The organism is Succinimonas sp. (genome assembly GCF_045225735.1).
Lineage (GTDB): Bacteria > Pseudomonadota > Gammaproteobacteria > Enterobacterales > Succinivibrionaceae > Succinimonas.
The window spans coordinates 1-6785 of the sequence record NZ_JBGVBR010000358.1; the positions used below are offsets into that span (position 1 = coordinate 1).

Consider the following 6785-nt stretch of genomic DNA (forward strand, 5'->3'; position numbering starts at 1 on the left):
TTCAGATCGGAAATGGCATCGGAAAGCCGCTGATTCCGGGCGGTATCCTCTGCTGCCGCGCTGGCACCAGCACCAGCCCCCAGAAAATCCAGGAAGAAGCGGGTAATGAGGCAGTCAGTGTCAATAAAGAGCACCTTGTCGGCCTCATCCTGCAGTCTTATCTCCCTGTCCTTATGCTCCAGGAGAATGCGGGTGAAATCCTCTCCCAGCATCCAGGCGTCAGTGCCTGACAGCATGGAGAGATCCCGGCCGGTTTCTTCGAGATACACCGTATTGAAGTAATGAGCGAGGTTTACCGTGAGGGTGGATTTTCCGGAGGATTCCCCGCCGATAATAAGCACCTTCTTCACAAAGTATGACCGCACAATCCGGGGCATCCAGTCCCAGTGGCCATAGATATCGTTTCTGATGGCGGTGGAGCTGTACTGGCTCCGGGGAAACACCATAAGCTTTGCCTCGGGATAGCAGACATGCCAGAAGCTGTTTTCATCATAGTCGCTGCCGCAGAACACCGCGTTAAGAGGCTTTCCGATCTCCGCCCGAACCTTGCTGGCATCCTCAAGCCAAAGATCCCGGGTGTAATCCTCCTTCCGGGTAACCTTGTCGGGAAGCGGGATGAAGCGGACATTACCGAGATGCTTAGTCAGGGTGTACAGCCAGCGGATCTTCACTCTCAGGGGGATATCAGAGGGATGCTCCCTATAGGAAATCACGATGTAAAGCTCCCGGCAGAGTCCGGCCGCCCGGATAATGCATTCCAGGTGCCCCAGATGCAGGGGATTAAAGCAGCCCCCGTACATGCCAGCGGCATAGCGTTTGCTGTTAATTCCTGCGGTGTTAGTGACGGCAGCGTTAATGCTTTGGTTATGATTAACAATCTCCTTGCCCCCGGCATTCAGGGAATCCGCAGAACCAGAAACCTTTCCCTCCGGCATCATTCCGGAGGATTGGCAGGGGGATACAGTCTTCTTGTCAGTCATGATTATTCCCTTCAGACGCAAACAGAGTTCAAACGGAAGCAGCCGGCTTTTTGCGCCGGATTTTTGAGCTCCTTAACCGGAGTACCCCTCCCGGGAGGAGTGTTTCAGCCAGTTAACAAACATAATAACGGCATTCACCAGAAAGACGATCCACATAAGGAGCACGGCAATGCTGGCGCCCTCTCCGTTAAGCGCGATGACCCACATAATGACCGACACGATATCCACCGCAATCCAGATCAGCCACTGCTCGGCAAATCTCTTAATCATGAGGATCTGGGCGATTACCGAAAGCACGGTGGTCATGCTGTCCGCAAAGGGGAGATTGCCGCCGATAAGCTGCAGGAAAAAGCCGTAGGCGGTAACGGAAGCAACGCAGAAAAGAAAGAGCCAGAATACCTGCTTTAAGGTCATTCTTTTCATAATGACCGCATTGGTAGCGTCATTCAGGTTACGGCTCCATAGGTACCAGCCCAGAAGATTGGTGGGAAAGTAGTAGAGCAGGTTCAGCATGACATCGCCGTAGTAGCGGGCCTTATAGGCAATATAGGCGTAAAGAAGCGTGTTTACCGTCCCGAAAATGTAGCTGGACACCCGGCCCATACCGCAGAGGATGACGCAAATAACCCCGGAAACCGCCGCCAGAATGCCAATAAGACTCTCCCGCTGGTAAAAAGAGATGGCGAGAATGGTCACTACCGAAAACGCCATCCATAAGACCTGCCATGGCTTCCATCCGGAAAATTCCTTTCTGAGAGCATATCCTAAGCCCATGTTATCCCTCCGTCATCATGCCGGGAACATGCCATACATAATCGGGTTCCCGCCCGGTTCCGGCAGGCGCTGTTTTCGCATAAGAAATTGCCGGAATCAGAACCTGACTGAAATGGAAATTTACAGACACCATCATGTCATCATTGTCAAAGTTAACTTAATATACCAGGCGTAAACATCAGTCTGTCCCTGAACCGCTGATTTATCTGACATTTCATGAAGAATTATTCCGGTTTCCTCCCGCTGCATTCCCGGCCTAAGTTTTAATGACGGGTCATCAGGAACGGAATGTTCTATGACAGTTTATTGTCAGATGGTAATTTTCAATGCAACAACCTTGTTTGAGCGCCGCAGTATAAAAAAGCCTTAATAGCCCTTTTCTTTTAACTCCGTGTAGCGCTTACAATCCGACTGATTCACGTGACCTTTTAAATCACAAGCCTTGCCATAGTATTCTTTTGCCATCTGAAAATTCTGTCCTACACCTTTCCCAGTCTCGTAAAGAATTCCAAGCATGGAGCATCCTTCGTCAAAATCCAGGTTGCAGGCTTTATCATAGTATGTTTTTGTCTGCTGGTAGTCCTGTGCTACGCCCTTACCAAATTCATACATAAATCCAAGAATGAAACATGCTATTCCATTATTCAGGTTGCAGGATTTCTCACACATAGGAAGAGCTTCGCTGTACTTTTTAGAATCATATAACCTATAACACTGAAAGTGTTCATCATCTGCAGTACAGGCAATTTTCAAAACAATAAAGCAGATGACAGCAGTTAAAAATAACAGTGGTTTTATCTGCATGAGCAGTCTCCGTATTTGCGTTTTATTCAGGCATAATTATCTATGAGTCTGGCGCAAAAATCGAGAAGTTTGATCTGGTGTTTTCTGTAATTTTTAGCTTCCGCGCTTTTTCCGCAGGATTTAGCGCATTCATGATCACTTTGCGAATACCAGCCCCGGTTCCGGCAGGCGCTGTTTTAAAACAGAAAATCGTTAAAATCAGAACCGGAAGTGGTATTTATATGACATCATTCTGTCATCATTATCAAATTTGACTATAAGATACTTGGCGTAAACATCAGCCTGCCCGTAAACCTCTAATTTATCGGACATTTCATGAAGAATTATCCTGGTTTCATCCCGGGTCATTCCCGGTTTCAGTTTGAATGACAGGTCATCAAGAATGTCATGAACTATGAGAGATTCATCGCTTTCATCCAGATAATGCTCTCTTCCCACCAAAAGAGCAGGGCCGTGATCATAATTCCAGGTGCCAGTGATGTTCAATTTATTACACTGAAATGATTTTGGATCATCAGGATCTTGCTTAAACATGCTCTTGTCAAAAATCTTGAAAAAGGTATTTACGGTTTTGGGATATATTACTCTTCCGTTATACAAAACCTGAAAAAAACCCCTTTCAATTCCCAAAAATTCAACTGCTTTGAGAAGGCGGTTATCATCAAAATCCAAACGTATGCTATAGTCTTTATAAATGTCTGATCTTCCGCTGAACCACGGCGTATAAACGGCATCCTTCATTACCCTTCTGGTCTCTTCCTTTGTCATGTTAAAGCATAAATCACCGATGGATTTATTTGGTATCCATTCAAAGGCCTTCATTTTAGCACCCCAGGTTATTAAATTATTATTTTATAATGTATTTAATATTTTAGCATCTTGCTTAATTCATCATTGCATACAGAACCGAACTGAAAAAAGCGCATTTTATTTCTTCTTTGATATAAAGGCAAACCGGAATACCGGATTTAGAAACTTCTTTTTGGGAAGTTTAATACGGATTTAAACGGAGCCTTAACCCGCAGTTCCCGCTGCCTGATTCTGACCGCAATCTTACTGCTCAGCTGGCTTGCCCCTGCGGTTCAGCCTGCATTCGCTTCAGCTCATCTTCACTGGGTGGGTACGCAATCCTGGCAGGACATTTTATTTTAAAATGAGAATAAATTTCGGTCATCTTTTTTGCCGGTTCAGAGGTTAACAGATATTCAGGAAACAGCTGAACAATCTGATATTGCAGCACTGAAAAAATTATTTCCGGACTGTATTCTGTATTCGATAAGCGCTCTCGCAGCAGTTTTAAAATTACCGAAGCTATGAACGTGATCAGAAAAAGGCCTCTGATGATTTCTTCCGATTCAGCGCCGGCCGGAAGCATTTTTCCTCCGCCCTTGCCTGTTTTAAAAAGTTCTGCAGCCTGATGCCTTGTAAAATACAGCTCTAAAAGATTTTGTTTTTCTATATTTCTGGTGCATACCAGCATAAATAATCCCGCCGTCTGCATGGCATCATATAATTTAGCGTCTTCCGTATCTTCATCGGCTAACTCCGCATGGATCATTTTTTGACTTTCGTTTCTCAACGCAGTATCAAGGCAAAAATATCCATATGCGTCACGATCTTTGTTCTTTCCTGTTTTTACTTTAGTCTCAGCAATAAAGTAAACCCTGCCGTTATGCCGCGCCAGATTTTCCGCGCTTTCAAGATCCTTGCGCAAATCTCTGAAAGCACTGGTAAAAATACGGTGATTTGTTCCGACTCGGGAGATAAAGGAAATGCCGGCATCCATAAGGATATCAGCATTAATCCCGTTGTAATATCCGGAGTCGAGAAGAGCAAATTCGGTATTAATCCCCAACTCTTTCATTTCTTCAATTGATCTTTTTACAGCTGCGGAATCAATTGCATTTTCAGCTTCATATTTAAAAAACAAGGGAAGTTCGGTTTTTTGCTGAACTGCGCATATAAATCTCCCTTCAGCGCTGATATTTCCGTTATGGCTGTAAAAACCGGTAACCGCCATATTTATATCATTTGAAAGTCCGGCGCAATCTATCAGAATGGCGTCATCAATCTCTTTTTTTACTCCAAAATCTTCCTTTAATCCCAAATCTCCCTTCTTATCCTGCCGTCCCTTCTTATCCTGCCTTTGGCATTTTTTTACATACTCATAATACCTGCTCAAAAAAGCCCGTTTGCATTCTTCCCTGCCAATCTTGGCAAGAAGCTCGCTGATCCCCTGAGGTGACAAGACCGCATTCGGGTAAAGAACCCTGGCATAACTGAGTTCATACCAGTCCTGAATTCCGCAATTTGCCAGCGGAGACAATGCATAAAATGCCACCAAAGCATGCAGCGTATCTTTATTGTCATAGGGGATGGCGTCTATGATCTCATAGAAATCGAGTTGCTTCAGAAAAGCATCGAAGAAGAATATGTCACCGAATCTGAGCACCGGAAGCGCATGCTGCTCACGCCCTGCCGCGCAGTTTTCTCCTCTTTGCCCCGCTTTTGGAAGGGTTATATCCTCTGGACAAACTCCGTATGCGTCTGTTACCGGATCATAGGTAAAAACACCTCTTTTCCGGTTCTGGTAAACGCCCCTTTCCTTATCAATCACTCTTCCGAGATTGATGTATTCTTTTGAAACGGCTGCGCCCTTCCGAACAGATTTCGTCAGGGTTGCATACAGAATTCCGTTTTTCTCCTGATAGACGATAAACATGAGCTTTGGCCGCAGTTTCAATTGTTCGATCCGCTAAGCCGATAATTTCAGACCTTTTACTCTCTTCTTTGCTCTCAGACTTTACTTTCCGATGGAGTCAATGCGGTTAGAATCAGGCGGCGGGCATTACGGTTAATATCATCAAAAGCCATCCCTGACTTTTGCAGTGAAACAGCAGGTTCGGGCGGAGAGGATTAGCGTAACCTCGCAAGAGGGATGACTTAACCGCCGGAGCTCAAACTGTCATCGCCCGAACTGTCATGCATGTCAGAGGAATCATGTCTATTCTACAACAGAGCGATTCAGAATGAATGGCGCGGGAATGGCAAATGAAGAAAAGAGAACAGCAGAGATTCATTTTGATATCAAGACCCAAGACCGGGAACCCCCCGCCGGCAAAAGAACTTCCCCGCCTGACACCGAAAACAGAAAAGTCCCCGGAAATCCCTAAAAAACCGGGACTCCGGGGACAGCTTAAACCAGAGACTTTACCTCTCAGAATTCATCCATATCCAGCATCACTTCGTTGCCGATACGCCCTTCAGTGCGGCCGGAACGCAGCGCATTGCCTTCCTCATCGGTTTCATTCGCATAATTCTCGACCTGACCGAGGAAATCGCTCATGATGTTATATACCTCCTCGCTGTGGTAAGATTGCTTCACCACCTTATCAGCATTCTCAGCCAGCGCCCGGATACCTCCGTTAGCTTTGCCGGCCACCCCCTCCGCCAGATCCTCAGCCTCTTTGACAAATCCGGCTTTTCTCAGCTTATCCTGAACTTCGCTCAAGCCATTCGCCAGATGTTTCGGGAAAATCTCCTTGCGGTTGCCGTACCCGGGGCCCCTTCTTCCGATTGATGTCACCAGAGACATGCAATGCTTCATGGATTCCGACTTATCACTGGGTCTTTCCCTCCGAACCTGCATTCCTGAAACCCGGGACTTTTCTATCTCTTCATCGCTGATGGTGCTGTTGTAAATGCCATGGGTTTCGCATTTAAGAAACAGCCGGCGATCCTCTCTGTTCTCTGCGGGAAGGCTGAAGTAATGAAAGGTTCTCATGCCGCCCATAAGTCCGCCCATGTTCCTGGGAATATCAATGCCCCGTGGCATATTCATGTGGCCATCCACCGTCTTGTGATGATAGGCCCTGGCATGAGTGGAGGTTCTCAGATAGACCTCCTTGCACTTATCCAGCCACTGATACAGATAGCCGTCGGGATCCTGCACGGAGAAGGCTCCCCGATCATTGTACTCGCCCTTCTTTACCGTGGCGGCATGAAAGGCCAGAGTCACACAGGCTGCATTGCGGAGGGAGGTTTCATAACGATGCCCCTGTCCGGCATACACCGCCTTGATAATCTCCCGGCCCTTTTGGATCCGGCATGCCAGCAGATTCTTAAGTTCAGCGACGCTCCGGGGCCGCTCTGCCGGAGGCGTGTCCATGATCATGGTCTCATAGTGCTTTTTGATAAAATGCAGCCTTTCATTCCCGATCTCCACAT

The 6785-nt window shown here is 46.6% G+C and carries 6 protein-coding genes; all 6 read right to left on the reverse strand.

Annotated features, from left to right (window positions below):
• Positions 1–980 (reverse strand): AAA family ATPase (locus ACJROR_RS12600; RefSeq protein WP_406547341.1); only part of this gene is annotated, 980 nt, incomplete at its 3' end.
• Positions 981–1052: 72 nt separating this feature from the next.
• Positions 1053–1754 carry a nicotinamide riboside transporter PnuC gene (gene pnuC / locus ACJROR_RS12605; RefSeq protein ID WP_406547343.1) on the reverse strand — a complete coding sequence of 234 codons (702 nt, stop codon included), beginning with the start codon at positions 1752–1754 and terminating at the stop codon, positions 1053–1055.
• Between the two features lie 366 nt (positions 1755–2120).
• The gene (locus ACJROR_RS12610) at positions 2121–2558 is read right to left on the reverse strand and encodes a tetratricopeptide repeat protein (protein ID WP_406038751.1); all 438 of its coding nucleotides are present in this window, start codon (positions 2556–2558) and stop codon (positions 2121–2123) included.
• A 198-nt stretch (positions 2559–2756) separates the two neighbouring features.
• Positions 2757–3380: a hypothetical protein gene (locus ACJROR_RS12615; RefSeq protein WP_406547345.1), complete on the reverse strand. Its 624-nt coding sequence runs from the start codon at positions 3378–3380 to the stop codon at positions 2757–2759.
• A gap of 238 nt (positions 3381–3618) precedes the next feature.
• Entirely contained in the window at positions 3619–5280 is a 1662-nt protein-coding gene (locus ACJROR_RS12620) for a hypothetical protein (RefSeq protein ID WP_406038747.1), read from the reverse strand.
• 495 nt (positions 5281–5775) lie between these two features.
• On the reverse strand, positions 5776–6785 hold a 1010-nt coding region (locus tag ACJROR_RS12625), incomplete at its 5' end, for a hypothetical protein (RefSeq protein ID WP_406547346.1).

Excerpts from the sequence above, each read along its gene's own strand:
- pnuC (WP_406547343.1), bottom strand. The coding sequence starts at position 1,754 with ATGGGCTTAGGATATGCTCTCAGAAAGGAATTTTCCGGATGGAAGCCA.
- ACJROR_RS12610 (WP_406038751.1), bottom strand. The coding sequence starts at position 2,558 with ATGCAGATAAAACCACTGTTATTTTTAACTGCTGTCATCTGCTTTATT.
- ACJROR_RS12615 (WP_406547345.1), bottom strand. The coding sequence starts at position 3,380 with ATGAAGGCCTTTGAATGGATACCAAATAAATCCATCGGTGATTTATGC.
- ACJROR_RS12620 (WP_406038747.1), bottom strand. The coding sequence starts at position 5,280 with ATGTTTATCGTCTATCAGGAGAAAAACGGAATTCTGTATGCAACCCTG.